Raw genomic sequence first — 24,491 nt, 5'->3', positions numbered from 1 at the left:
ACCAGTCCCCGGCCTCAGCCGTGGGCGAACCGGTGGACGGAAACTGGGTGGAATCGGCCGCGCGCTGCGACACTGTGCGCGTGCATATCGCGATCGAGGTCGTGGCCCTCGTCGCCGTCGTCGCGGCCGGCGCCGCGTTGGCGCGGCGGCTAGGGATCTCGGCCCCTCTGTTGCTGGTAGTCGTCGGGATCGCCGCGTCGTACCTGCCGTTCATCCCCCGCGTCGAGCTCGAGCCCGAGGTCGTCCTGGTGGGATTCCTGCCGCCGTTGCTCTACTCGGCCGCGATCAAGACCAGCCTGGTCGACTTCACCAAGCACCGGCGGTCGATCGGGCTGCTGTCGGTCGGCCTGGTCGCGTTCACCGCGCTGGGTGTCGGCATGGTCGCCTGGTGGCTGCTCGGCTGGGTCGCGGAGTCGATCGGTCAGGAGCCGCTGCCGTTCTGGGCCGCGTTCGCGATCGGCGCCGTCGTCGCGCCGCCCGATGCGGTCGCCGCGACCGCGATCGCGAAACGGGTCGGCCTGCCCCGGCGCGTCGTCACGATCCTCGAGGGCGAGAGCCTGATGAACGACGCCACCGCGCTGGTGTGCCTGCGCACCGCGATCGCGGCCGCGCTGGTCGCGCCGACCGTGTGGGACGTCAGCCTGGACTTCCTGCGCGCGGCCGGCGGCGGTGTGCTGATCGGCATCGCGGTGGCGTTCGTGCTCGCCAAGGTCCGGCGCCGGTTCACCGATCCGGTGCTGGACACCACGCTCAGCCTGACCGCGCCGTTCATCGCCTACATCGCCGCGGAGAACCACTACGTGCACGCGTCCGGCGTCCTCGCGGTCGTCGTCACCGGCCTGCTGCTCGGCCACAAGGCGCCGATCATCCAGTCGGCCAAGTCGCGGATGTCGGAGCGGACCAACTGGCGGACCTTCCAGTTCCTGCTGGAGAACACGGTCTTCCTGCTGATCGGGCTGCAGACCCGGTGGATCCTCGACGACCTGACCGAGAGCCCGCTGCCGACGTGGCTGATCGCGACGACGACGATCGCCGTCTTCGTCGCCGTGGTGCTGCTGCGGCCGATCTGGATCATCCCGACGACGCTGCTGTCGCGGCGCTTCCTCGGACCGTCCCGCCCGGGACCTGTGTCGCGCAACGCGCTGATCGTGGTGTCGTGGGCGGGGATGCGCGGCGTGGTCACGCTGGCCGCGGTCTTCACGCTGCCCGAGAGCACGCCGCACCGGGAAGTGCTCGTGTTCATCGCCCTGGCCGTCACCGCGGGCACACTGCTGGTGCAGGGCTCGACGCTCCCCTGGCTGGTACGCCGCCTGCGTCTGCCCGGCCCGGACCCGGCGGAGGACGCGTTGCAGGAGGCCGCCGTACTGCAGGGCGCTCATCGGGCCGCGATCGAAAGGCTCGACGAGATCTCGAGGCCCACCGACCCACCCTCGGTCCTCGACGTGCTGCGACAGCGGGGCGAGGCGCGCGCACAGGCCGCGTGGGAGCGGCTCGGCCGGCCGGAGACCGAGTACGAGACGCCCAGCGAGGCATACCGGCGGCTGCGGATCGAGATGCTGCAGGCCGAACGCGCGCACATCCTGAAGGTCCGCGACGCCGGACTGGTCGCGGACGAGGTGCTGCAGCGGGCGCAGAACGTGCTCGACATCGAGGAGTCGATCCTGGATCGCGACGAGGACGACGACGTCGGAGGGCGGTCCGAGGACCTGAAGCCGAAGACGACACCGGGTGGGGCGTGTGAGCACCTGGAGCAGGCGCCGGTCGTGGTCACTCCGAACACCCCCGACGGCTGCGAGGAGTGCCTGGCCGAGGGCAGCTCGTGGGTCCACCTTCGGCTCTGCCTGGGCTGCGGTCATGTCGGGTGCTGCGACTCGTCGGTGATGAAGCACGCCGGCAAGCACCACGAGGAGACCGCGCACCCGGTGATGCGCAGCTTCGAGCCGGGCGAGACCTGGCGCTGGTGCTTCGTCGACGAGAAGCTAGGTTGACCAGATGGCGGACTGTCTTTTCTGCTCCATCATCGCCGGTACGACACCGGCGCAGATCGTGCTCGACACGCCGGACGTCGTCGGCTTCCTCGACATCCGGCCGGTGTTCAAGGGGCACACGCTGATCGTGCCGCGGGCGCATGTGCCGACGATGGTGGAGATGACCGACGAGGTGATGATCCCGCTGTTCGGCGCGGCCCGATCGGTCGCGAGCGCCGTACGGACCGCGTTCGACGCGCAGGGCTCGTTCGTTGCCGTGAACAACGTCGTGTCCCAGTCCGTGCCGCACCTGCACGTCCACGTCGTACCACGCACCAAGGGCGACGGTTTGCGCGGCTTCTTCTGGCCCCGCACCAAGTACGCCGACACCGCCGAAGCCGAGGAGTACGCCGGCAAACTCCGCGCCGCCCTTGGCGACTGACCGGCTCGGCTTTCTCGGTCCACTCGATGCCGTGAGCGTCAGCCGGGGATGCGTTTCTCGTACTCCACCTGGGGCAGCGGGTTGCCGTCGCCGAAGTCGCGGGTCCGGGTGGCGCCGGTCTCGGTGAAGCCGCACTTGCGGTAGAACCGGCGGGACTGCGGGGTGTCGCGAAGGGTCCAGAGATGGACGTGGCCGCGGAGCTCTCGCAGGGTGGCTTCCATCAGCGCGGCCGACACGCCGCTCCCCCAGCCGTCGGGATGCGTGTAGAAGCTGTGAATCTCCGCGAACCCGGGCCGGCTCCCGGACGCGCCCGCCCACGACATCGCCAGCGGCCGCTGGCCGACGAACCCGAGCATGACGAGCCCGTCCCCCTGCTCGAGCCGTGCGTGCCACCTGGTCAGCCGGCTCTCGACCCCTTCCCGCGCGACGTCCTCGGAGAACAGCGGCGCGTAGGCGGCGCCCCACGACGCGGCATGAATCTCGCCGACAGCCGCCCCGTCGGCCGCCGTCGCACGGCGCGCGGAGAAGGCTCCCGCCGCCGGGTCGGGGCGGTCCGTGGACTGGTGGGTCGGGGCTCCCCCAACTCCGTCCGCGGATTGATCGGCCGGGTCGCCTCCAGCTCCCTCAGTGGACCGGTCGGTCAAGGCGCTCCTCCAGCTTCGTCAGCGCGCGCTCGACGGCGGCGCGCACAGTCTGATCGGGGTCGTCGGCCAACCGCCGGATCGCCTCCGCGTGCTCGAACTCCCCCGCCGCACCGACCGCGCGAACCACGGCCGCCCGCACGCGCGGCAGCTCGTGGCCCAGATCCGGCAGCAGCGCGTCGACCAGCTGGCCGAGCTCGCGCTGCGCGGTGATCTTGGCGACATGCTCCCGCACCCGCCAGGCCGGATCATCCGCCGCTCGGCGGAGCACGTCGACGACGTCGTCCCGCCAGACGTACAAGAACACGCGGGCGGCCCAGACCCGGATCCAGTAGTAGTTCACCGGATCAACAGGCGACTTCCACCCGCCCGGGTTGTCCGACCCCGTGATCGCCACCAGCTTCGGCAGCTCAGCCCCGTACGCCGCCTCCCCCGAGATCTCCCCGCCGAGAAACGCGACACACCAGTCGGTCACGGCGTCCTCGCCGTACGCCGCACACGCGGCCCGCACGACGTCCCGCGGCGACTCCCTCTCGCTCATCCCCCCAGTCAACCCCACGGCTCCGACAGTTCCCGGCCGCCGAGTCGTGGATCTCGGCTCTGAAGATCAGCCTCGATCCACGACTCGCGCTGCACCGCACGAACCATTCGCCACGACTCGGCGACCGGCCGGGAGTGCTCAGCCCGCGATCAGCGAGCGCAGCACGTACTGGAGGATGCCGCCGTTGCGGTAGTAGTCGGCCTCGCCTGGGGTGTCGATGCGGACCACCGCGTCGAACTCCTTGACCGCCCCGTCGGGCGACGTGGCCTTGACGTGCACCGTGCGCGGGATGGCGCCGTCGTTCAGCGCGGTGACGCCGGTGATGTCGAAGGTCTCTTCACCGGTCAGGCCGAGCGACTCGGCGTTCTCGCCCTCCGGGTACTGCAGCGGGAGGACGCCCATGCCGATCAGGTTCGACCGGTGGATGCGCTCGAACGACTCGGTGATGACGGCCTTCGCGCCGAGCAGCGCCGTGCCTTTCGCGGCCCAGTCCCGCGACGAGCCCGACCCGTACTCCTTGCCGGCCAGGATCACCAGCGGGGTGCTCTGCTCCGCGTACGCCTGCGCGGCGTCGTAGATCGTGGTGACCGGCGCGTCGTCCTTGGTGAAGTCGCGGGTGAAGCCGCCCTCGGTGCCCGGTGCGATCTGGTTGCGCAGCCGGATGTTCGCGAACGTGCCGCGGATCATCACCTCGTGGTTGCCCCGGCGGGAACCGTAGGAGTTGAAGTCCTTGCGGTCCACACCGTGCTCGGCCAGGTACTTGCCGGCCGGGCTGTCGGCCTTGATCGAGCCGGCCGGGGAGATGTGGTCGGTGGTGACCGAGTCGCCCAACTTGGCCAGCACGCGGGCGCCGGCGATGTCGGTGACCGGCGACGGGTCCTTCGCCATGCCCTCGAAGTACGGAGGCTTGCACACGTAGGTCGACTCGGCGTCCCACGCGAACGTCTTGCCCTCCGGCGTCGGCAGCGATTGCCAGCGCTCGTCACCGGCGAACACGTCGGCGTAGTCCTTCGCGAACATCTCCTTGTTGATCGAGTTCGCGATGGTGGCCTCGACCTCGTCGGCGCTCGGCCAGATGTCGGACAGGAACACGTCGTTGCCGTCGGTGTCCTTGCCCAGGGCGTCGGTCTCGAAGTCGAAGTCCATCGTCCCGGCGAGCGCGTAGGCGATCACCAGCGGCGGGCTGGCCAGGTAGTTCATCTTCACGTCCGGGTTGATCCGGCCCTCGAAGTTCCGGTTGCCGGACAGCACGCTCACCACCGCGAGGTCGGCTTCCTGGACGCCGGCCGAGATCGCCTCGGGCAGCGGGCCCGAGTTCCCGATGCAGGTGGTGCAGCCGTAGCCGACCAGGTGGAAGCCGAGCTTCTCCAGGTACGGCGTGACGCCGGCCTTCTCGTAGTAGTCGGTGACGACCTTCGACCCGGGCGCGAGTGAGGTCTTCACCCACGGCTTGGACGCGAGACCCTTGTCGACCGCGTTCTTCGCGAGCAGCGCCGCCGCGAGCATGACCGACGGGTTCGACGTGTTGGTGCAGGAGGTGATCGAGGCGATCACGACGTGGCCGTGGTCGAGCTCGATCTCCTGACCCTCCAGCGACACCTTCGTCTTCTTCGACGGGCGGTCCTTGGAGACGTGGACCTCGTGCGGGCTGTCGTCGACGTTGCCGTGGCCGTTCGGCGCGTCGCTGGCCGGGAAGCTGCCGGTCTCGGACGGGTCGACGTCCTTCTCCTCGGCGGCGTAGTCCGGCAGCACGCCGCGGAACGACTCCTTGGCCTTGCTCAGCTCGATCCGGTCCTGCGGCCGCTTCGGCCCGGCGATCGACGGTACGACGGTCGACAGGTCGAGCTCGAGGTACTCGGAGAACCGCGGCTCGACGGCCGGGTTGTGCCAGAGGCCCTGCTCCTTCGCATACGCCTCGACCAGCGCGACGTCGTCGTCCGAGCGGCCGGTCAGCCGCAGGTAGTCCAGCGTGACGTCGTCGATCGGGAAGATCGCGCAGGTGGAGCCGAACTCCGGGCTCATGTTGCCGATCGTGGCGCGGTTCGCCAGCGGGACCGCCGCGACGCCGTCGCCGTAGAACTCGACGAACTTGCCGACCACACCGTGCTTGCGCAGCATCTGGGTGATCGTCAGCACGACGTCGGTCGCGGTCGCACCGGCCGGGACCGCACCGGTGAGCCTGAAGCCGACCACCTTCGGGATCAGCATCGACACCGGCTGGCCGAGCATCGCGGCCTCGGCCTCGATCCCGCCGACGCCCCAGCCGAGCACGCCGAGACCGTTCACCATCGTGGTGTGGCTGTCGGTGCCGACGCAGGTGTCCGGGTACGCCTGGCCGTTGCGGACCATCACGGTGCGGGCCAGGTGCTCGATGTTCACCTGGTGCACGATGCCGGTGCCCGGCGGCACGACCTTGAACTCGTCGAACGCGGTCTGGCCCCAGCGCAGGAACTGGTACCGCTCGCGGTTCCGCCCGTACTCGAACTCGACGTTGCGCTCGAACGCGTCCGGCGTGCCGAACACGTCGATGATGACCGAGTGGTCGATGACCAGCTCGGCCGGCGCCAGCGGGTTGATCTTGGTCGGGTCACCGCCCAGCTCGCCGACCGCCTCGCGCATCGTGGCCAGGTCGACCACGCACGGGACGCCGGTGAAGTCCTGCATGATCACCCGCGCCGGGGTGAACTGGATCTCGGTGTCCGGGGCCGCGTTCTGGTCCCAGTTGCCGAGCTTGCTGATGTGCTCGGCGGTGATGTTCGCGCCGTCCTCGGTGCGCAGCAGGTTCTCCAGCAGGACCTTCAGCGAGTACGGCAGCGTGTCCGCACCCTCGATGCCCGCCAACCTGAAGATCTCGTACGACTGTCCGTTGACCTCGAGTGCACCTTTGGCACCGAAGCTGTCGACGCTCGCCATCAACCCGCTCCTCTTGTCCGCTCCGTGTCCGCTGCGCCCCATCCTGCCGAGCGCGTTGACCGGCGGCGAGGTCAGGTTCGCCTAACCTCGCGCCGCAAACTCTCTCGACATCAAGATACACGACATCGAGTCAACTTTTCCCGCGATCAGGAAACCTGTGGAAGAACCTCCGCCGCGATCAGGTCGAGGTGATCGAGGTCCTGCAGGTCCATGATCTGCACGTACTGGCGCTGCGATCCGACCGCTGCGAACTGCCCCAGCCGGTCCACGACCTCGGCCGGCGTGCCCGCGATGCTGTTCGCCTTCAAGTCCTCGACATCGCGGCCGATCGCCTCCGCCCGCTGCTTGACCTGGGCGTCGTCCTTGCCGACCACCACGGTGTGCGCGGTGGACAGCGCGAGCGTCTTCGGGTCACGTCCCTGCGCGACGCAGGCGGCCTGCACCCGCTGGAAGAGCGTCTCGGTGACGTCGACACCGCGGAACCCGGCGTTGAACTCGGCCGCGTACTTCGCGGCCAGCTCCGGCGTCCGCTTCTTGCCCGCGCCGCCGACGATGATCGGCGGGTGCGGCTGCTGCACCGGCTTCGGCAGCGCCGGCGAGTCGCTGATCCGGTAGTGCTCGCCCTGGAAGTCGTACGTCTCCCCCACGGGCGTGTCCCACAGGCCGGTGATCAGCTCCAGCTGCTCGGACAGGATGTCGAAGCGGCCGGGGGTGTCGGGAAAGTCGAGGCCGTACGCCTTGTGCTCGGCCTCGTACCAGCCGGCGCCCAGGCCGAGCTCCGCGCGGCCGCCGCTCATCTGGTCGACCTGCGCGACCGAGATCGCAAGCACGCCGGGGTTGCGGAACGTGGCCGAGCTGACCAGCGTGCCGAGCTTGATCCGCTGCGTCTCACGGGCCAGGCCGGCCAGCGTGATCCACGAGTCGGTCGGGCCCGGGAGGCCGTCGTTGTCGCCCATGACGAGGTAGTGGTCGGAGCGGAAGAAGGCGTCGAAGCCGTTCTCCTCCGTCTTGCGGGCGACCGCGAGAAGGTCGTCGTACGAGGCGCCCTGCTGAGGTTCGGTGAAGATCCTGAGAAGCATGGCGCCCACGCTATCTCGCGCTGGTGTACAGCTTCTCCAGGTACGACGGCTGCCACTCGGGACCGCGGTCGTACAACCGGCGGACCAGCCCGTCGACGTCGAGCCGCTCCTCCACCGGGTTGTCCCACCAGTCGGGCACCTGGTCGTACCAGCGGTCGATCCGCAGCGTCCGCCCGGCCGCGTCGATCCGCGCGAACAGCCACCCGCCCTGCTCGCTGCGCGCCTCCGTCAGCCACAGGTCGGCGAGCAGGCCGCTGAGCTTGTCCGCCGCGAACTCCGGGTCGTCGACCTCCGGCGGCTCCAGGTCGAACCGATACGACGGCGCGCCCGGATCGAGCACCTGCACCTGGATCGTGAACCCCGACGGCACGATCGCCGTCCGCGCCCGGCACCAGTCGTGCAACGCCCGCACCGCCTCCGACTCCTCCGGCCGCGGCCGCGGTCGCTCCACCTCGGCCCGCATCGCCTCCTCGATCGATCCGGCCACCGGCACCACCCGCGGCCCGCCACCCCCGATCAGCCCAAGCCCGGGCACCACCATCGCGACCGCGTCCCGGCGGTCCGTCGCGGCGTCGTCCGGCGCATCGTCGAAACTGACCGCAGGGATCACACCGGTCGGCTCGTCGTCGTCGACGACGGGCATGCTCCCCGTAGGCGTATCGTCGTCCAACTCGCCAATGGCCGCGTCCCAACCACTCGCACGCCGAGCAGCCTCAGATTGCTCTGCGCCGGCCTCGGTCCAGTACCCCGAATCCCCGGGCTGACCGCGCCGCCCGTCGCCATCCGGTTGCGCCATCGCGCCCCGGTCGGCGTGCGGTCCTGCCCAGGACTGCGAGGCCCGGCCGCGAGCAAGGTAGGGCTCGGGCTCAGCTTGGGGCTCGGGCTCGGGTTGGGGTTCTGGATTGGGTTGGGCGTCTGGATCGGGCTCGGGTTCTAGCTCGGGTTCTGGCTCAGGGTGGGGTTCTGGCTCGGGTTGGGGCTCCGGCATGGGTTGGGGCTCAGGCTCGGGCTCCGGCATGGGGACCGGCTCGGGCTCCGGGTACGGCTGGGGGAACGGCTGCGGCTCCGGCTCGGGCAGTGGCTCCGGGCTGGGTTCGGGCTCCGGGTCCGGGATCGGCGTCGGCTCGGGCGCCGGGCCGGGGGTCGGCTCCGGCGTCGGGCCTGGGATCGGCTCCGGCGTCGGGTACGGCTGCGGGCCGGGGCCCGGGGTGGGCTCGGGTGTCGGGCCCGGGTACGGCTGGGGAGTCGGCTCGGGTGCCGGGCCTGGCTCCGGCGTGGGCGGGGTGGGCTGGGGCCAGGGAGCGGGGTGTGGTTCGGGCTGGGGCCACGGTTCGGGGTGTGGTTGCGGCCAGGGCTGCGGTTGGGGGTGAGGCTCCACCTGACCTTCAACCTCTGCCGCACGAGACCGCCCGAAGACCTCGTCCTCGTCGTCGAACTCCTCGTACCGCTCATCACGCCTCGCCGCGTCACCCGGCCCGTCGACGATCCGCAGACCGTCAGCCCGCACGTCGCCAGTCCAGGCCCCCTCGCCGGCAGACCCCGCCATCCGTACGCCGGCCCGCGCATCCTCGCCCGGCCCGTCACCGGCCAACGCCCGCCCGCCGGACGCCCCCGCCTCACCCGGCACGTCAGAGGTCCGCAGACCGTCAGCCGGTACATCGCCGGTCGGGCCAAACGGCCGTACGCCGCCGCCGGCGCGCGCATCCTCGCCCGGCCCGTCACCGGTTGACGCCCGTACGCCGGAAGCTCCCGCGTCACCCGGTGCGTCGTCGGTCGGCGCAGACGCTCGTACGTCCGAGGTCCGCGCAGGCTCACCCCGGACCTCAGTCGACGCTCCCTCGCGTGGCGGCTCGCCCGTCGGCGTGTGCGTCTGTACGTCGGCAGCCTGGGTGATCTCACCTGGTGCGTCGGAGGTCCGCGCTTCCCGGCTCGGCACCTCGCCGGTCGGCGCGAAGGCCCGTACGTCGGAGGTCGGCGCGGCCTCAGCCGGTACGTCGGACGCCGGCTCGGACGCCGCGCCCAGCGGCGTACGTGCGCGTGCGTCGCTGGCCCGTGCGTCGGGCGCATACGTCTGTACGTCGGTTGCGGGCGGGGCCGCCGGCGGGGCGGCGGTGGTTGACGCCTGCACCTCGGAGGCCGGTGCGGGCGAGCTTGGGTCTGTGTCGTCGAGGATTGCGGGGATCTCGGCGGTCTGGTCGTCCGCGTCTGCGAGATCCGAATGGTCTGGCGTCGGGTCGGGGTCGGCGTGTGCGACCGGGGCGAACGGCGACGGCCCCGTGAAGGAGGCCAACTCCTCCTCGTCAGCCGCTGCCTCGTCGTACGCGCGGGCTGCGTCATCGCGAACGTGAGCCGTCTCGTGCGCCAGCCCAGCACCGTCGCCGGCAGGACCTGCCTCGTCGTGCGCCAGCCCTGCGTGGTCGTAGGTCGGCCCAGCGTGGTCGCGGGTCGAACCGGCCTGGTCGCGGGCAGGACCAACGTGGTCGTGGACAGGGTTGCGGATGGCGGCTTCGTATGGCTGGGGGGTGTGGGCCGTGGTCTCTTGCGGCGGGGTGGTGTCGTGGGTGCGCTCGACTGCCGGGGTCTCGTCTGCGGGGAGGTCGAGGACCGCTTCGATCTCGGCGGTCGGTGCGTCGTCGTCCTCGAGGTCTGCGTTCGGGGCGAACGGCGAACCGGCAGGCGCCGCGCCTGGTGCCCCGTCGGTCGTAAAAGGCGAACCTGCCGCGCCTGGCGCGAACGGCGACTCGGGACGAGCTGCCTCCCGAACATCCTGCGCGAACGGCGAGTCCGGGTGGGCTGCCTCGCCAGCGCCCTGCGCGGAGGGGGAATTGGTGGGCTCGGGAGTGGGGGCTTCTACCCATTGGCCGTTGACCCAGCCGGGGCCGGTCCACTGGGGCTCGGCTTCGGGGAAGGGGGTGTACTCGCTGGTTGCGTCCTGGTCGGACCAGGACTGTTGTTCGGCGGTCTCGAAGTCCTGGTCGGCGGGAGCGGCCGCGGCGGGGGCGTCGGCGAAGAGGCTGTTGTAGAAGTCGTCGCCTTCGTACATCCCGCCGCCGACGCGCGGCGGCTCGGAGGACGGGAGGTTCGGGTTGTAGGCCGGTGCCGGAAGACCCGGTCCGGACACGTTCTCGGGGAGGTACGTGCCGGGCGCGGCGAGATCAGGCTCGGGTCGCTCGTACTCAGGCTCCTCGGCGGTCTTCCGGCGCCGCAGCCAGCCCTGCTTCCGGGATCCGCCGGTGTCGTCGGGCTCGCCGGGTGGCTGCGGTGGCGGGTCGGCGATCGGCTGGCCGGTGAAGGGGCTGATGCCGGGCGGCACGACGTACGACTCCTCGTCGTCGGCCTGCGGGTCGTCTCCGATCACGGCATCTTCAACGACCGACACCTCGGCGGTGTCAGGGTCCGCGGCGAAACTTGCCGGTTCTGCAACGTTGCGGGTGAAGTCCTCCGCGGCGACGACGCCGGCGGGCAGGTCGGGCTGCAGCGGGGACCGCGGGTCGATGGCGAAATGGCCGAAGTACACCGCGAGGGCCGGCGCCGAGACCCCGGGGCCGGCCGCGGCCCGGATCAGCTCCACGCCGAACGGGCGGAGCTCGTCGAGGCCGCCGAGGTAGTCGCACCACTCCGCGACCCACTCGGCCATCACGTCCGCGGTGGCCTCGTCCGAGGTGATCCACTGCCCGATCGGCCCGAACCCGTCCTCGGCCGGCTGCCACGGATCGCCGGGGTACGACGCGCGCGCCCAGCTCCCGTTGAACGCGCCGTACACGAACCCGAGCTCGCCGGCACTCTGCCGCTGCCGCACCTCGGGCTGCCCGATCCAGTCCGGAGAGCCGGCCAGCAGGTCCTCGCCCGCGGTCCGGCTGTGCTGCGTGTGGAACCCCCACAGCACCGCCCGACCGTCCTCGAGCCGCACCATCCGCAGCACGGACGCGGTCTCGTCCTGATGGTGGTACCCGTCGGCGTCCGCATACCACCGGCGGTCGAAGCCCGTGGCGTGGGCGACCGCGGCGAGCGCGGTCCAGCGGGCGCGCAACTCCTCCGGGTCGTCCAGGTCAACGAGCGGCATCAGGTCTCCAAGCGCAGGTGGAATCCAGGCCCAGACGCTACCCGAGCCCTCCCCCACTGGCCACTTAACTGTCCACAGGTTCGAGGATGGCTACGCACTCGATGTGGTGGGTCATGCCGAACAGGTCGAAGGCGCGCAGCGAGGCGATCCCGTACCCGAGCCGCCCGAACGTCTTCAGGTCCCGGGCCAGCGCCGCGGGATCGCACGCGACGTACGCCACCCGGCGCGGCCCGAGCGCCGCGATCCGCCGTACGACGTCCTTGCCGGCGCCGGTGCGCGGCGGGTCGAGGACGACGAGGTCCACGTGTTCGAGGCCCTGACCGGCGGCCGAGTTCAGCACCCGGTCGACGTCGCCGTTCTCCAGCGTCACGCCGTCCAGGTCGTGCAGGTTCCGCCGGGCGTTCCGTACGGCGTCCTTGTCACCCTCAATCGCTAGCACCGGACATCCCGCCTCGGCCAGGAAGGCCGCGAACAGCCCGGCACCTGAGTACAGGTCCAGCGCGGTCTCTCCGGCGACAGGCTCCAGCCCACTCAGTACGGCGTCCAGCAGCATCTCCGGCGCGGCCGGGTGGACCTGCCAGAACCCACCGGCCTCCACCAGGAACCGCCTGTCGCGTACAACCTCAACGAGCCGCTCCCCCGGGTCCTTGTCGGTCTGTACGGCGGTCTTGCCCTCCGACGACACCACGGCCTGCACAGACGTCACGCCCGGCCACCGTGAGCCAAGGACGTCCGGGGTCCCCGGATGTGCGATCAGGCACCGGTCGATAGGCACCAGGTCATGGGAGCGGTGCGCGTACATGCCGGGCCGGCCGTCCACCACGGCGTACCGCATCCGGGTGCGCCAACCCAGCCCGTCGTCGCCCGGAGACTCCATCACGATGGTCCGCTCGATCCCGCCGATCCGGCGGAGGGTGTCCGACACGACGGTGGCCTTCAGCCGCCGCTGCTCGACGATGTTGGCGTGCTGGAAGTCACAGCCGCCGCAGCGCCCCGGCCCGGCATACGGGCACGGCGGCTCGATCCGCTGCGGGGACGCCGTCAGCACCTGCACCGCGTCGGCCCGCAGGTACTTCGCCGTCTGCTCGGTGATCCGGGCGTGCACCAGCTCCCCCGGCAGCGCGTGCCGGACGAAGACCACCTGCCCCTCGTGCCGGGCGACGCAGTGTCCCCCGTGCGCGACTGGCCCTACCTCCAGCTCGACTACCGCCCCGACCAGACTGTCCTCGTCTGTCATGAGCTACCGCCCCACGATCCGCCGAGCGGCAGCGAGGCATTCAATACGGTCACCGATCTCCTGACGTCTTTCGGGCCCCGCGCCGTACCTGGCCGGCCACCCGTTCCACCCGTTCCTGCCGCTCCTCGGCCCCCTGCGACGAAAGCAGCTGATAAGGAACGGACGTAACCATGACACCAGGTGTGAACAAGAGCCGCCCCTTGAGCCGCAGTGCGCTCTGGTTGTGCAGGATGTGCTCCCACCAGTGCCCGACGACATACTCCGGGATGTAGACCATCACCACGTCCCGCGGCGACTGCCGCCGGATGTCGCGCACGTACTGCAGGATCGGCCGGGTGATCTCCCGGTACGGCGACGCGAGCCGCTTGAGCGGGATCGGGATGCCGCGGGCCTCCCACTCGGCCTGCAGCGCGTCCGCCTCCTCCCGGTCGACGTCGACGGTGACCGCCTCGAGCTGGTACGGCCGGGCCGCCTTGGCGAAGGCCAGGGCCCGCAGAGTCGGCTTGTGCAGCTTGGAGACCAGGACGATCGAGTGCACCCGCGACGGCAGCATCAACGGCTCGTCGCCCTCGGCGGCCATCTGCTTGCGGACGGTGTCGTAGTGCCGGTGGATGCCCTTCATCAGCACGAACAGCACCGCCATCGCGATGATCGCGATGTACGCGCCGAGCAGGAACTTCGTGATCAGCACGATGATCAGCACGATGCCGGTCAGCGTCAGGCCGATCGCGTTGATCACCCGGGACCGCTTCATCCGGGCCCGCTTGCCCGGGTCCTCCTCGGTGCGCAGCAGCCGGGTCCAGTGCCGGACCATGCCGGTCTGGCTGACCGTGAAGGACACGAACACGCCGACGATGTACAGCTGGATCAGCCGGGTGACCTCGGCGTTGAACGCGACGATCAGCACGATCGCGAAACCCGCCAGGATGATGATGCCGTTGCTGAACGCGAGCCGGTCGCCGCGGGTGTGCAGCTGGCGCGGCAGGTAGCCGTCCCGGGCCAGGATCGAGCCCAGCACCGGGAAGCCGTTGAAGGCGGTGTTCGCGGCGAGCACCAGGATCACGCCGGTGGCGGCGGCGACCAGGTAGAAGCCAGGCGAGAAGTGGTCGAAGATGCCCTTGGCGAGCTGGCCGATCACCGGGTCCTGGTGGTACCCCTCGCCGACCGGCTCGCCGTCGCGCAACAGCTGGGTGGCCGGATCCTCGGCGAACCGCACCTTCATCACATTGGCCAGCGCGACCACGCTGACCACCATCGCGATCGAGATCGACCCGAGCAGGGCCAGCGTGGTCGCCGCGTTCCGGCTCTTGGGCTTCTTGAACGCCGGTACGCCGTTGCTGATCGCCTCGACGCCGGTCAGCGCCGCACACCCGGACGAGAACGCCCGGAGGATCAGGAAAGCCATCGCCAGACCGCTCGCGCCGTGCGCGAACTGGTCCTCGGCGGCGATGTCGAGCGTCGAACTGCCGGCGTCGGGCAGGGTGCCGAACAGCAGCCGGCCGAAGCCCCAGGCGGCCATCCCGAGGATGGTGAACATGAAGATGTACGTCGGGATCGCGAACGCGGCCCCCGACTCGCGGACCCCGCGCAGGTTCATCGTGGTGAGGAACAGCACCGCGATCACGGCCGCGGTCGCCTGATGACCCTCGAGTGCCGGGATCGCCGAGGCGGCGTACTGCGCGGCCGACGAGATCGACACCGCGACGGTCAGGACGTAGTCCACCATCAGGGCGCTCGCGACCGTCAGTCCCGCGGTCGGCCCGAGGTTCACGTTGGCGACCTCGTAGTCGCCGCCGCCGGACGGGTAGGCGTGCACGTTCTGCCGGTAGGACAGCACGACGACCACCAGCACCACCGCGACGGCCAGCGAGATCTTCCAGGAGATCGTCAGCGCGGCCAGGCCGGCGATCGACAGGGTCAGGAAGATCTCGTCGGGCGCGTACGCGACCGACGACAGCGCGTCGCTCGCGAAAACGGGCAGGGCGATGCGCTTCGGCAGCAGGGTCTCGCCCAATTGGGTGCTGCGCAGTTTGCGACCGAGCAGCAGCCGTTTGCCGATATCGCCTAGAGCGGGAGTCACACCGGTGATGTTAGAGGGGGTCGCGGTCCGTAGAGTCACAGGGCGGCAGAGGGTGGCCGGTCCGTGATGTCAGCCGAGGTCCCGGTCCGGTGTAGCGTCTATCCCTGCCGAACGAGCCAGTAGGCCCCTGAAGGGGCGAGGAGTGATCAGGCAGTGCACGTCGTCATCATGGGCTGCGGCCGCGTCGGGTCGACGCTCGCGCGCGGTCTGGAGAAGCGGAGCCACACGGTCGCGATCATCGACCAGTCGGCCGACGCGTTCCGCCGGCTGAGCCCCAACTTCACCGGCCGGACGATCGTCGGCATGGGGTTCGACCGGGAGATCCTGATCGAGGCCGGGATCGAGGACGCCGAGGCGTTCGCGGCGGTCTCGAACGGTGACAACTCGAACATCCTCGCCGCCCGGGTGGCCCGCGAGACGTTCGGGATCGGCAACGTGGTGGCGCGCATCTACGACCCGGGCCGCGCCGAGGTCTACCAGCGGCTCGGCATCCCCACGGTCGGCACGGTCCGCTGGACCGTCGACCAGATGATGCGCCGGCTGCTGCCCGAGGGCTCCGAGCCGGAGTGGCGGGACCCGTCCGGGACGGTCCGGCTGGCCGAGGTGCACGTGCACGCGGACTGGATCGGCCGCGCCGCGTTCGACATCGAGAAGGCCACCGGCGCCCGGGTCGCGTTCCTGACCCGGCTCGGCGAGGGACTCCTGCCCCGGGCCGACACGGTCATCCAGGAGGGTGATCTGGTCCACGTGGTGATGCTCGAGCGGGACGCCGCCGCGATCGAGTCCCAACTCGGCACCAAGCCTGAGGAGCTGTGATGCGGGTAGCCATCGCCGGTGCCGGCAACGTCGGTCGTTCGATCGCCGGCGAACTGCTGGAGAACGGTCACGAGGTGCTGCTGATCGACAAGGACCCCCGCGCGATCAAGGCCGAGTCCGTACCGCGCGCCGAGTGGCTGCTCGCCGACGCCTGCGAACTGTCGTCGCTCGAGGAGGCCGCGCTGCAGCGGTGCCAGGTGGCGATCGCCAGCACGGGTGACGACAAGGTCAACCTCGTCGTCTCGCTGCTCGCCAAGACCGAGTTCGGCGTCCCGCGGACCGTTGCCCGGGTCAACCACCCGCGCAACGAGTGGATGTTCAACGAGGCCTGGGGCGTGGACGTGTCGGTGTCCACGCCGCGGATCATGTCGGCGCTGGTCGAGGAGGCGGTGTCGGTCGGCGACCTGGTCCGGCTGTTCACCTTCCGCCAGGGCGACGCGAACCTGGTCGAGCTCACCCTGCCCGAGGACTCCCCGATGATCGGTCAGCGGGTCGGCGACGTCGACTGGCCGCTCGACACGGCGCTGGTCGTGATCCTGCGCGAGGGCCGCGTGCTGCGTCCGGACCCCGAAGGAACGCTCGAGCTCAACGACGAGCTGCTCTTCGTCGCCGCCGACGAGACCGAGGAACAGCTCGAGGCGATGCTCTCGCCCCACCACCACAAGGCGGAGTAGCCCCGAACGGGAGCCGGACCAGGGGCCCGGCTCCCGTCACAGGTCAGCGCAGCCCGAAGGCCCGCACGATCTCCTGGTCGACAGTACGGCCTGCCCCGTCGTCGGCCCGCGTCCGCAGCGTCACGAACTGTGCGGACCGCGGCGCGTCCAGCCGGATGCTCCAACCGGCAGCGGCACTACGTACCTCGGCGTGCAGCCAGGTCTTGCCGTCGTCGTACGACACGTCGACCGTCGGCCTACCGATACCGAGCGCCGACGACGTCTCGGACCACCGTGGCGTGACGCCGAGTTCCGCGGTACGGCGTGCCCGGCCGTCGGCGTCCACGTCGATGGCGTAGTGCAGCTGGATCAGCGACTCGCTGATCGCCTCGTCCGACGCAGCCGAGGTGAACCCCCACTCGGTACGGGTCGAGGTCGAGAACGGGCTCGGGTAGGTGCCCCGGGTGTTCTCGGCGACCAGCCGGTACGGCAGCCGGTCAGGGCTCAGGCCGGTCGCCGTCAGCTGGTCCCGCTGCTCCTGCTTCACCAGCTGATCGCCTTGGTACAGGCTGAGCTGCTGGGTGAGATCCCAGTTGCCCTGCGCGGTGCCGATGACCGGCCCGGTGCCCCAGCCGGGCGACACAGCGGTCAGCTGGTCACCGCTGCGGACCGGCGAGTATCCCTTCGCCAGCCACGGTCGCTGGATCGGCCCCAACCACTGGATCGGCGTCCGGCTCCCGGCCCGGTAACTGGTCCAGCCCGGCTCGACCTGCTGGATCTCGCGCAGGATCTGGGCACTGGCCTGGTACTGCACCCCGGCGGTCACCCAGTCGGTCCGCGTCCCGGCGACCGGCATCCCCCAGCTGTTCATACTCGATTCCCAGTCCCCGTTCCACACGTCGTACCGGTTCTCGACACCGTCGCCCGGGCGGAAGTTGCGGTAGGCAACGTCGAGCTGGGCGAGGTCCCGCGGACCCGGCCGGTACGTCGGGTCCGTGGGGACGTGATCGGCGAAGTGCGACAGGTCGTACTGGTAGGCCGTCACCGGGTTCGAGTCGGCGGTGAGCGTGTGCTGCCGGCCCTGCTGTAGCGCGGTGATCAGTTGCTCGCCCTCGTCCCGGGTCAGCGTCGCGATCGTGAGCGGCGGCGGCGCCGGCGCCCAGATCGAGTCCACCCACGGGTCGAGCTTCCCGACCCCGTCGTTCACCACCACGAGCAGCTTCGCCCCGGCCTCGGCGGCTGCCGCGGCCTGGTCCGGCAGCGACACGGCGTCACTGCGCCGGACCACCACGGCCTTGCCCCGGCGGTCCACTCCGCGCGCCGCGGCCGCGGACCCGTCCCCGGCGTACACGGCCTCCAGATCGTGGCGGCCCTTCGGCAGCGGCGTCGCCGCCCGCCGGACGCGCACGTCGTCGTACGAGCCGAGTGTGAGCGCGGGCTGTTCGAGCCGCCAGCGCGCGCCGGCCACGAACGCGCCGTCGGTCACCTTCGGCGTCGTCAGTACCCACGCGCTGTCGTAGCTGGGGTCCGGCCAGCGCGAGGAGCCCACCGAGAAGTCGCGGCCGAAGTCGCGGTACGTGTTGACCCGCACCTCGCCGAGCGTGGTGGCCTGGGGCGCCGTGCTCGTCAACTGGCGAGCCTGGCGTGCGTCGTACGTCGCTGTCCGATCCTGGTCGAGGTGGATGTCGACCAGGCTGAGAACCGCGAGACCCTTGCTGCTCGGCCCGTGCGTACCTTCGACGTCGGCGGTCAGCCAGGTCGTGTAGTCGCCGGCCGGGAGCCGCAACTGCACGCCCTCCTCGCCGACCGTGAACTGGCCGTAGCTGCCGCGCCCGATCAGGATCGCGTCGCCGGTCAGCGGCCGCCCGGACCGGTCCTTGGCATTCAGCGTGAGTACATGGCGCTCGCCCTCGCGGCCAATTCCGATCAGCGTGCCGAGCTGGCGGTGGTTGGCGGCGTCGACCGCGACGAGTCGGCCGGACAACTGCTTGTCGACCGGGAGCAGATCGACCGCGGCGGTGAGTGTCACACTCGCCGTACCGTGCGCCGGCACGGTGACCGTCGACGCCGAGAGCGTGAAGAGGCCCGCCGGAGCCTCGTCGACCTGGGTCGAGAGATCGAGAGTGGCGTCGGTATCACCAGCGTTCGTGTAGATGATCTCCTTGACCACCTTCTGCCCCGCCGGCACCGGCCAGGTGTGATAGCCGGAGTACGCCGAGGCCGTCGCGGAGAGCGGTGACTTGCTGGTCGCCGCGATGTCGAGGCGGCCGTTGCCGGCCTTGTACGGCAGGTACTGCGGCGTGGGCTTGGCATTGCTCACCAGAGCGTCCTTCAGCTGCTGGCCCGACCAGTCCGGGTGTTGCGCAGCGAGCAGGGCCGCCGCGCCGGCGACGTGTGGCGTCGCCATCGACGTACCGCTGAGCTCCTGGTAGTAGCCGGAGCCTTCGGCCGCGTACTGCGAGCGGGCCGCCAGGATCGCGACCCCGGGCCCGGTGATCTCTGGCTTCAGCCCGCCGTCACCGAGACGCGGCCCCCAGCTGGAGAAATCGGCGAGGCTGTCGGCTCCGTCGACCGCACCGACGGTCAGCGCGGCGTCCGCGACCCCCGGCGATCCGACGGTGTAGAACCCGGGTCCGGCGTTGCCGGCGGCCACGGTGAAGAGGGCGCCGGTCTCGGCCGAGAGCGTGTTCAGTGCCTGGCTCATCGGGTCGGTGCCGTCCGTGGGACTGCCGCCCAGGCTCATGCTGATCACCTTGGCGTGCTGGTCGCGGGCGGCCCACTCCATGCCCGCGATGATCCAGGACTCCTGGCCGCCGCCCTCGTTGTTCAGCACCTTGCCGACGTGCAGCCGGGCGCCGGGCGCGACACCGCGCTCCACACCGCCGGAGGCGTCGCCGGTGCCGGCGATGGTCGAAGCGACATGCGTGCCGTGCCCCTGCCGGTCGGTGACGTCCTCACCGGGGACGAAGCTGGCCGACGCGGTGACCCGGTCGTCCAGGTCGGGGTGCTCCAGATCGACTCCGGTGTCCAGGACCGCGACGTCGACGCCCTGGCCGGTGTTGCCGCCCTGCCACACCTCGGGCGCGCCGATCTGCGCGGTGCTGTCGGCGAGGTCGGCCTTGACCTTGCCGTCCAGCCAGACCTTGGCGATGCCGCCGGACAGCACCGGCGTCTGCGACCGCGCGGTGGAGCCCGCGGTCAGCGACTGCCAGAAGCCGGCCGTTCCGTCGGCGACCACCGCGACACCGTGGATGCTGTCGAGCGTGCGCTGCCGGCGGGCACCGGCCGGCACTTGCTGGGTCCGCGAACGCGCCGCGGCTTCGGTGTAGGTAACGATCAACGGCACCTGGTCGCCGTATCCGTCGGCCACGAGCCTCGTGACGTTGAACAGGTCGTCGTCGAGGAGCTTCGCGGCGAGGTAGCGGCCGGCCGAGCGCGGATACACGTAGGTGTCGCCGCCGTCGACGTGTACGTCGTTGTCCGCGAGCCGGCCGTCCGGGCCGGTCACAGTCACGTTCTGCTTGCCGTCTGCTCCGACGGACAGGGTCACCTTGTCACCGGTGACCAGCGTGACGCTTCCCGCGACAGGCTTGGCAGCCGACACGGTCTTGGAAGGCGTTGGAGGGGTGGTGCCGGGTTGGGCAGCGGCGGCGGAGCCGCCGGTCAAGGTCGCGGCCAGGACGACAACTGCCATACAGGCAACTGCCGGCCCGGACCCACGGCCAAGGCGTGGTGTCACGAGTGCCTCACAGGATTCGTGCGAACAAAGTCGCGAAATCGTAGGCACCCGGACGCGGAGCGTTCAGCGGATAACTGTGGCCTGTTCTCGCCACGTCATCCTTGTGACACCGCGGCTACTTCTTGTTGCCCCGCGGCAGATACGTGATGATGTGCTCTCGCCCCACCACCACCTCAAGACGGAGTCCTCAGAGTTGTCGCGGATCCAGCAGTTCCAGGTCAACCTGTTCTGCGACGACGTGGACAGGTGCCTTGCCTTCTACAAGGACCTCGGCCTGGCCGAGGCGTTCCGGGCACCGGCCTCCGGCCCGATCCAGCACGTCGAGGTCGAGGCGGCTGGGATTCGCATCGGGCTGACGTCGGCGCGGGTCGCCAACGAGCTCGTGAATCTCGGCGTCGAGCCGGCTGATCTTCCCGCGACGGAGATCGTGTTCTGGTGTGACGACGTGCCCGCTTTGTACGCCGAGGCCATGGCCGCCGGAGCCACCGCCGTCGTCGCGCCCACCAACTCCCCCGACGGCCGCCTGCTGTTCGCGTGGGTCCGCGACCCCGAGGCTCACCAACTCAAGTTCGTCCAGACCCGCTGACACGCCCCGCCGCAGGCCGCCGAAAAACAGTCGCCGCGGGGCGGCGTCCTTTCGGGGTTACTTCTTGTTGCCGCGGAGCAGGTGGGTGATGCTGTCGCGGGCCTCGGCCCACTTCTCGGCGGGCATGGAACCGCGAAGTACGGCGTAGGCGAGCCAGATCGCCAGCGCATAGAAGGGCAGCCCCAGGCCGATCTTCGCGATGCCGAGCGCGTTCAGGCTGCCGGTGAAGTACAGCGGGACCTGGACGATCAGGCGGATCGCGAACAGGCCGACGAAGACCAGGGTGGCGCGGGAGAATCCTTTGAGCAGGTCAGGATCGCGGCGCCAGGCAGTGCCGGTCTGGGTGATCACGCCGTACAGGACGCCGAACAGCGGCCAGCGGACCAGGACCGTGATCAGGTAGAGCAGGCCGTAGCCGAGGTTGGTGAGCAGGCCGGGGACGTAGAAGTCCTTGGCGTTGCCGGTGCGGTTCGCGACCCAGGCCGAGATCAGGACGCCGATGAAGCCGCCGAACACGTTCCGCAGCGCTTGCCGGCGGATCAGCCGCACCACCGCGAGCACCGCGGCCAGTCCGACCGCGATGATCAGCGAGAGCTGCAACTTGTGATCGGTCGCGGCGTACGCGACCAGGAACGCGATCCACGGCAGGCCGATGTCGAGCAGCGCGCCCCAGCCGCCGAGCGCGTGGAAGAAGTCCTTGTCGGTGGACTTCGGCGGCTCCTGCTGGGTGGCGGCCGCCTCGACCTCGGGCTGCAGGATCTCGACCAGCTCCTCCCGCAGATCGTCCTCGACCCGGTCCCGGCGGGACGGCGGCTCAGCCATGAGCAGCCTGGGGACGCAGCTCGTACCGCGGGTTGAACATCACCCGGTCGCCGTCGACGACGCCGATCCGGCCGGAGGCGATCAGCTCCGAGCCGGCGTGGATGCCGCCGATCTTGCGGCGGCCGAGCCAGATCAGCTTCACCGTGCCGGTGCCGTCGTACAACTCACCCTCCAGTGCAGGTACGCCGCCGCGCGGGCTGAACGTGATGGTGCGCAGCGTGCCGTACAGCGTGACCAGTTCGCGGTCGTGGCAGCCGGTGATGGACCGCGCGCCGCAGTCCTGCGCGAAGTCCTGGAGGACCTCCGCGTCCTGCTGGTCACGGTCCCCGGCCAGCCCGCGGAACGCACGCTTCCACAGCCCCGCGGGTTTGTTGCTACCCATGTCGTCGAGTGTAGTCCGCTCAGGCCTCTTCGGGCGCGTTCGGTTGGGCGCCCGGCGGCAGCTGCAGCGGCAGCGACTCGCGGACCGCCATCGGCTCGTTCCCGCGGACCACGACGACGTTGCGCAGCGTCGCCTCCATCGGCTCGGCGGCGTCCGGCTCGACGGCGGCGCGGCCGAGCACCGTGCCGCGGAGCAGCCACCGCGGGCCGTCCACACCGATCACCCGGGAGGTCTGGCTGAACACCTGTCCCTCCGGGTCCTCGACCGGGACGACCAGCACCAGCTCGGTGCCGAACGGCCCGTCGGTCTCGGTCGCCGTACCACCCATCCGGGCGGCCTCGGCGGCGATCTCCTGGCGGACCTCGTTCCAGATGCCGGTGGTCTTCGGCGCCGCGAACGCGCGCAGTTCCAGGGCGGAGTCGTCGAGCATCAGCAGCACCGCCTGGACGACGCCGCTCTGCTCGTCCACCTGCAGGCCGAGCTCCATACCGGGCCGGCCGGTGACGACCAGCGCGCCCAGGTCGATCCGGTCCTCCGCCTCCAGGTCGGCGGCGTCGACCTCACTCGAGTCGTACGGGCCCTCGGCGCGGACGTCCGCCGCACCGGCCTCCTCGAGGGTCTCGCTCGTCTCGGGCTCGTCGTTCTTGCCCTTGCGGCGGAAGATCACAGCTGTTGCCTACTTCCTTGGTTTGATTGCGGCCGCCGTAGTCTCGCGCATCCGCCAGGTCAACGGATGCACCTGCTCAGCGTGTCACATCGCCGAAACCGCCGGTCGACCCGTGTCCCCCGTCACCCCGCGCGGAGCCGGGCAGCGAGGTCACCTCGACGAAGCGCGCCTTCGCCACCTGCTGGACGACCAGCTGCGCGATCCGGTCGCCGCGGCGGATCGTCACCTCGGTGTGCGGGTCCAGGTTGATCAGGTTGATCTTGATCTCACCCCGGTACCCGGCGTCGACGGTGCCGGGGGCGTTCACGATCGAGACGCCGTGCTTCGCGGCCAGCCCGGAGCGCGGGTGCACGAACGCCGCGAACCCGTCCTGCAGGGCGATGGCGATCCCGGTGCCGACCAGGCCGCGCTCCCCCGGCTTCAGGGTGAGGTCGGCGGCCGCCACCAGGTCCGCGCCGGCGTCGCCGGGATGCGCGTACGACGGGAGCGGGAGGTCGGGGTCGAGTCGCTGGATGAGTACCTCGGTCACGAGAGGCGACCCTATCGAGCGCGCCGGACGGTCCACGTGCCAGGCTGGTCCTGTGGGCCTGGAACAAAGCAAGTATCGCGAGAGTCTGCGGGTGCCGGTGTCGTGGTGGATCATCGCCGCCGCCGCTGTGATCACGCTGTTCGTCATCGTCGCCGTGCCGGTCGGGACGCTCGCCGGCGCGGTCGTCGGCGGGCTCGCCGCGGTCCTGCTGCTGGCGCTGTTCCTGCGGTACGGCGGCGCGCGGGTCGAGGTCGACGACAAGCGCTTCAAGGCCGGCCGCGCCGAGATCGACCGCGCGTACCTGGGCGCGGTCGAGGCGCTGACCGGCGACGACGCCCGGCACGCGTTCGGGCGGGACTGCGACCCGAAGGCGTTCCTCGTCCTGCGCAGCTACCTTCGCGGGGCCGTCCGGGTGCAGATCACCGACCCGGCCGACCCGGCGCCGTACTGGGTGGTCGCCACCCGCCACCCCGACCGATTGGCTGCCGCCCTGAGCGGGCACAGCGTGGGAAGATCCTGACGTCAGCAGTCGTCCTAGGAGGGTGCAGTGGTCGGAGCGAAGATCGGCTGGAAGCTGGTGCAGGCCGCCTTCACGATCGTGGTGGGCCTGGCCGCGAGCAAGGCGGTCAGCACGGCCTGGAAGCTGGGATCGGGCGGGAAGCCGCCCAAGGACGGCCAGGGCGAGTACCTGGAGGTCATGACCTGGGCCGCCGCCAGTGCCGCGGCCGCCGCCGCGGCGAGGCTGTTCGCGGAGCGCCGCGCGGCCGCGTACTACCTGAGGAGCACGGGCCACGCACCGCCCGGCTACGTCCAGGACTCGGTGGCCGGGCGCCTGATCAGAGGCACGGACACCGGGCTGGTCAAGAAAGAGGACTGACCCTCCGAACGCACAACAGCGGGACCTCCCACCGAAGTGGGACGGTCCCGCTGTTCGTTGTGCGAAGTAGGGCGCGCTGGCGTCAGGCTGCGCAGTCGCGGCAGATCAGCTGCCCGTTCTTCGTTTCGGCGAGCTGGCTGCGGTGGTGAACCAGGAAGCAGCTCGAACAGGTGAACTCGTCGGCCTGGCGCGGGAGGACCCGGACCGCCAGCTCCTCGTGGCTCAGGTCCGCGCCGGGCAGCTCGAAGCTCTCCGCGGCCTCGGCCTCGTCCTCGTCGACCTTGCCGGAGTTCTTGTCGTGACGGCGTGTCTTGAGCTCCTCGATCGACTCTTCGGAAGCGTCCTCGTCCGTCTTGCGCGGGGCGTCGTAATCAGTCGCCATGGTGTTTCCCTGCCCTCTTCGTACCCGTGGTGTTGCCTGCTGAGCCCTTGAACGGGTGGAGCGGCCGAGAAATTC

The 24,491-nt window shown here is 70.5% G+C and carries 20 protein-coding genes; 7 read left to right on the top strand and 13 right to left on the bottom strand.

The window, feature by feature from the left end:
• Nucleotides 1-80: 80 nt before the first annotated feature.
• Both ABZX12_RS06715 and ABZX12_RS06710 read left to right on the top strand, forming a co-directional pair.
• Nucleotides 81-1,988, top strand: coding sequence for a Na+/H+ antiporter (locus ABZX12_RS06715; protein WP_355690496.1), 1,908 nt, complete (start codon nt 81-83; stop codon nt 1,986-1,988).
• A 4-nt stretch (nt 1,989-1,992) separates the two neighbouring features.
• Nucleotides 1,993-2,409, top strand: coding sequence for an HIT family protein (locus ABZX12_RS06710; RefSeq protein ID WP_355690494.1), 417 nt, complete (start codon nt 1,993-1,995; stop codon nt 2,407-2,409).
• Between the two features lie 38 nt (nt 2,410-2,447).
• Here ABZX12_RS06710 and ABZX12_RS06705 read toward each other — a convergent pair whose 3' ends face one another.
• From ABZX12_RS06705 to ABZX12_RS06675, 7 genes are all read right to left on the bottom strand, one after another.
• The gene (locus ABZX12_RS06705) at nt 2,448-3,053 is read right to left on the bottom strand and encodes a GNAT family N-acetyltransferase (RefSeq protein WP_355690492.1); all 606 of its coding nucleotides are present in this window, start codon (nt 3,051-3,053) and stop codon (nt 2,448-2,450) included.
• Complete coding sequence (locus ABZX12_RS06700) at nt 3,034-3,591, bottom strand: HEAT repeat domain-containing protein (protein ID WP_355690490.1); 558 nt, start codon at nt 3,589-3,591, stop codon at nt 3,034-3,036. The genes ABZX12_RS06705 and ABZX12_RS06700 overlap by 20 nt, the downstream gene beginning before the upstream one ends.
• Before the next feature lie 138 nt (nt 3,592-3,729).
• The gene (acnA, locus tag ABZX12_RS06695; protein WP_355690488.1) at nt 3,730-6,504 is read right to left on the bottom strand and encodes an aconitate hydratase AcnA; all 2,775 of its coding nucleotides are present in this window, start codon (nt 6,502-6,504) and stop codon (nt 3,730-3,732) included.
• Nucleotides 6,505-6,650: 146 nt separating this feature from the next.
• Entirely contained in the window at nt 6,651-7,583 is a 933-nt protein-coding gene (locus ABZX12_RS06690; protein WP_355690486.1) for an LLM class F420-dependent oxidoreductase, read from the bottom strand.
• A 10-nt stretch (nt 7,584-7,593) separates the two neighbouring features.
• Complete coding sequence (locus ABZX12_RS06685) at nt 7,594-11,646, bottom strand: hypothetical protein (protein WP_355690484.1); 4,053 nt, start codon at nt 11,644-11,646, stop codon at nt 7,594-7,596.
• Nucleotides 11,647-11,710: 64 nt separating this feature from the next.
• Entirely contained in the window at nt 11,711-12,883 is a 1,173-nt protein-coding gene (locus tag ABZX12_RS06680) for a class I SAM-dependent RNA methyltransferase (protein ID WP_355690482.1), read from the bottom strand.
• 49 nt (nt 12,884-12,932) lie between these two features.
• Complete coding sequence (locus ABZX12_RS06675) at nt 12,933-14,963, bottom strand: APC family permease (RefSeq protein WP_355690480.1); 2,031 nt, start codon at nt 14,961-14,963, stop codon at nt 12,933-12,935.
• 153 nt (nt 14,964-15,116) lie between these two features.
• On the opposite strand from ABZX12_RS06675, the gene ABZX12_RS06670 reads away from it, so the two are divergent.
• Nucleotides 15,117-15,779 (top strand): TrkA family potassium uptake protein, encoded by a 663-nt coding sequence (locus tag ABZX12_RS06670; protein WP_355690478.1) that lies wholly within the window; start codon nt 15,117-15,119, stop codon nt 15,777-15,779.
• On the top strand, nt 15,779-16,453 hold the full coding sequence (locus ABZX12_RS06665; RefSeq protein WP_355690476.1) for a TrkA family potassium uptake protein: 675 nt from the start codon (nt 15,779-15,781) through the stop codon (nt 16,451-16,453). The genes ABZX12_RS06670 and ABZX12_RS06665 overlap by 1 nt, the downstream gene beginning before the upstream one ends.
• A 43-nt stretch (nt 16,454-16,496) precedes the next feature.
• Here the strand turns inward: ABZX12_RS06665 and ABZX12_RS06660 are convergent, their stop codons facing one another.
• Nucleotides 16,497-20,126 (bottom strand): S8 family serine peptidase, encoded by a 3,630-nt coding sequence (locus ABZX12_RS06660; protein ID WP_355690474.1) that lies wholly within the window; start codon nt 20,124-20,126, stop codon nt 16,497-16,499.
• A gap of 238 nt (nt 20,127-20,364) precedes the next feature.
• Here ABZX12_RS06660 and ABZX12_RS06655 point away from each other — a divergent pair, with 238 nt between their 5' ends.
• Nucleotides 20,365-20,757, top strand: coding sequence for a VOC family protein (locus tag ABZX12_RS06655; protein WP_355690472.1), 393 nt, complete (start codon nt 20,365-20,367; stop codon nt 20,755-20,757).
• A 57-nt stretch (nt 20,758-20,814) separates the two neighbouring features.
• Here ABZX12_RS06655 and ABZX12_RS06650 read toward each other — a convergent pair whose 3' ends face one another.
• The 4 genes from ABZX12_RS06650 to dut form a co-directional block, all read right to left on the bottom strand.
• Nucleotides 20,815-21,579, bottom strand: a complete 765-nt coding sequence (locus ABZX12_RS06650) for a DUF3159 domain-containing protein (protein ID WP_355690471.1) — start codon at nt 21,577-21,579, stop codon at nt 20,815-20,817.
• The gene (locus tag ABZX12_RS06645) at nt 21,572-21,961 is read right to left on the bottom strand and encodes an OB-fold nucleic acid binding domain-containing protein (protein WP_355690469.1); all 390 of its coding nucleotides are present in this window, start codon (nt 21,959-21,961) and stop codon (nt 21,572-21,574) included. Before ABZX12_RS06645 ends, ABZX12_RS06650 begins: the two co-directional genes overlap by 8 nt.
• 19 nt (nt 21,962-21,980) lie before the next feature.
• The gene (locus ABZX12_RS06640) at nt 21,981-22,628 is read right to left on the bottom strand and encodes a DUF3710 domain-containing protein (protein ID WP_355690467.1); all 648 of its coding nucleotides are present in this window, start codon (nt 22,626-22,628) and stop codon (nt 21,981-21,983) included.
• 76 nt (nt 22,629-22,704) lie between these two features.
• Entirely contained in the window at nt 22,705-23,157 is a 453-nt protein-coding gene (gene dut / locus ABZX12_RS06635; RefSeq protein WP_355690465.1) for a dUTP diphosphatase, read from the bottom strand.
• 52 nt (nt 23,158-23,209) lie between these two features.
• Between dut and ABZX12_RS06630 the strand changes: the two genes are divergently transcribed.
• A complete protein-coding gene (locus ABZX12_RS06630; protein WP_355690464.1) occupies nt 23,210-23,677 on the top strand; it encodes a DUF3093 domain-containing protein in 468 nt (155 codons plus the stop codon).
• 27 nt (nt 23,678-23,704) lie between these two features.
• Entirely contained in the window at nt 23,705-24,034 is a 330-nt protein-coding gene (locus ABZX12_RS06625) for a DUF4235 domain-containing protein (RefSeq protein ID WP_355690462.1), read from the top strand.
• A gap of 82 nt (nt 24,035-24,116) precedes the next feature.
• On the opposite strand, the gene ABZX12_RS06620 is transcribed toward ABZX12_RS06625, so the two are convergent.
• On the bottom strand, nt 24,117-24,416 hold the full coding sequence (locus ABZX12_RS06620) for a DUF4193 domain-containing protein (RefSeq protein WP_130379292.1): 300 nt from the start codon (nt 24,414-24,416) through the stop codon (nt 24,117-24,119).
• Between the last annotated feature and the right edge of the window lie 75 nt (nt 24,417-24,491).

Origin of the sequence: Kribbella sp. NPDC003505 (assembly GCF_040610875.1) — a bacterium.
Classification (GTDB): Bacteria; Actinomycetota; Actinomycetes; order Propionibacteriales; family Kribbellaceae; genus Kribbella.
Note: the sequence above shows the minus strand (reverse complement) of the source record. Positions and strands in the feature narration are given on the sequence as shown.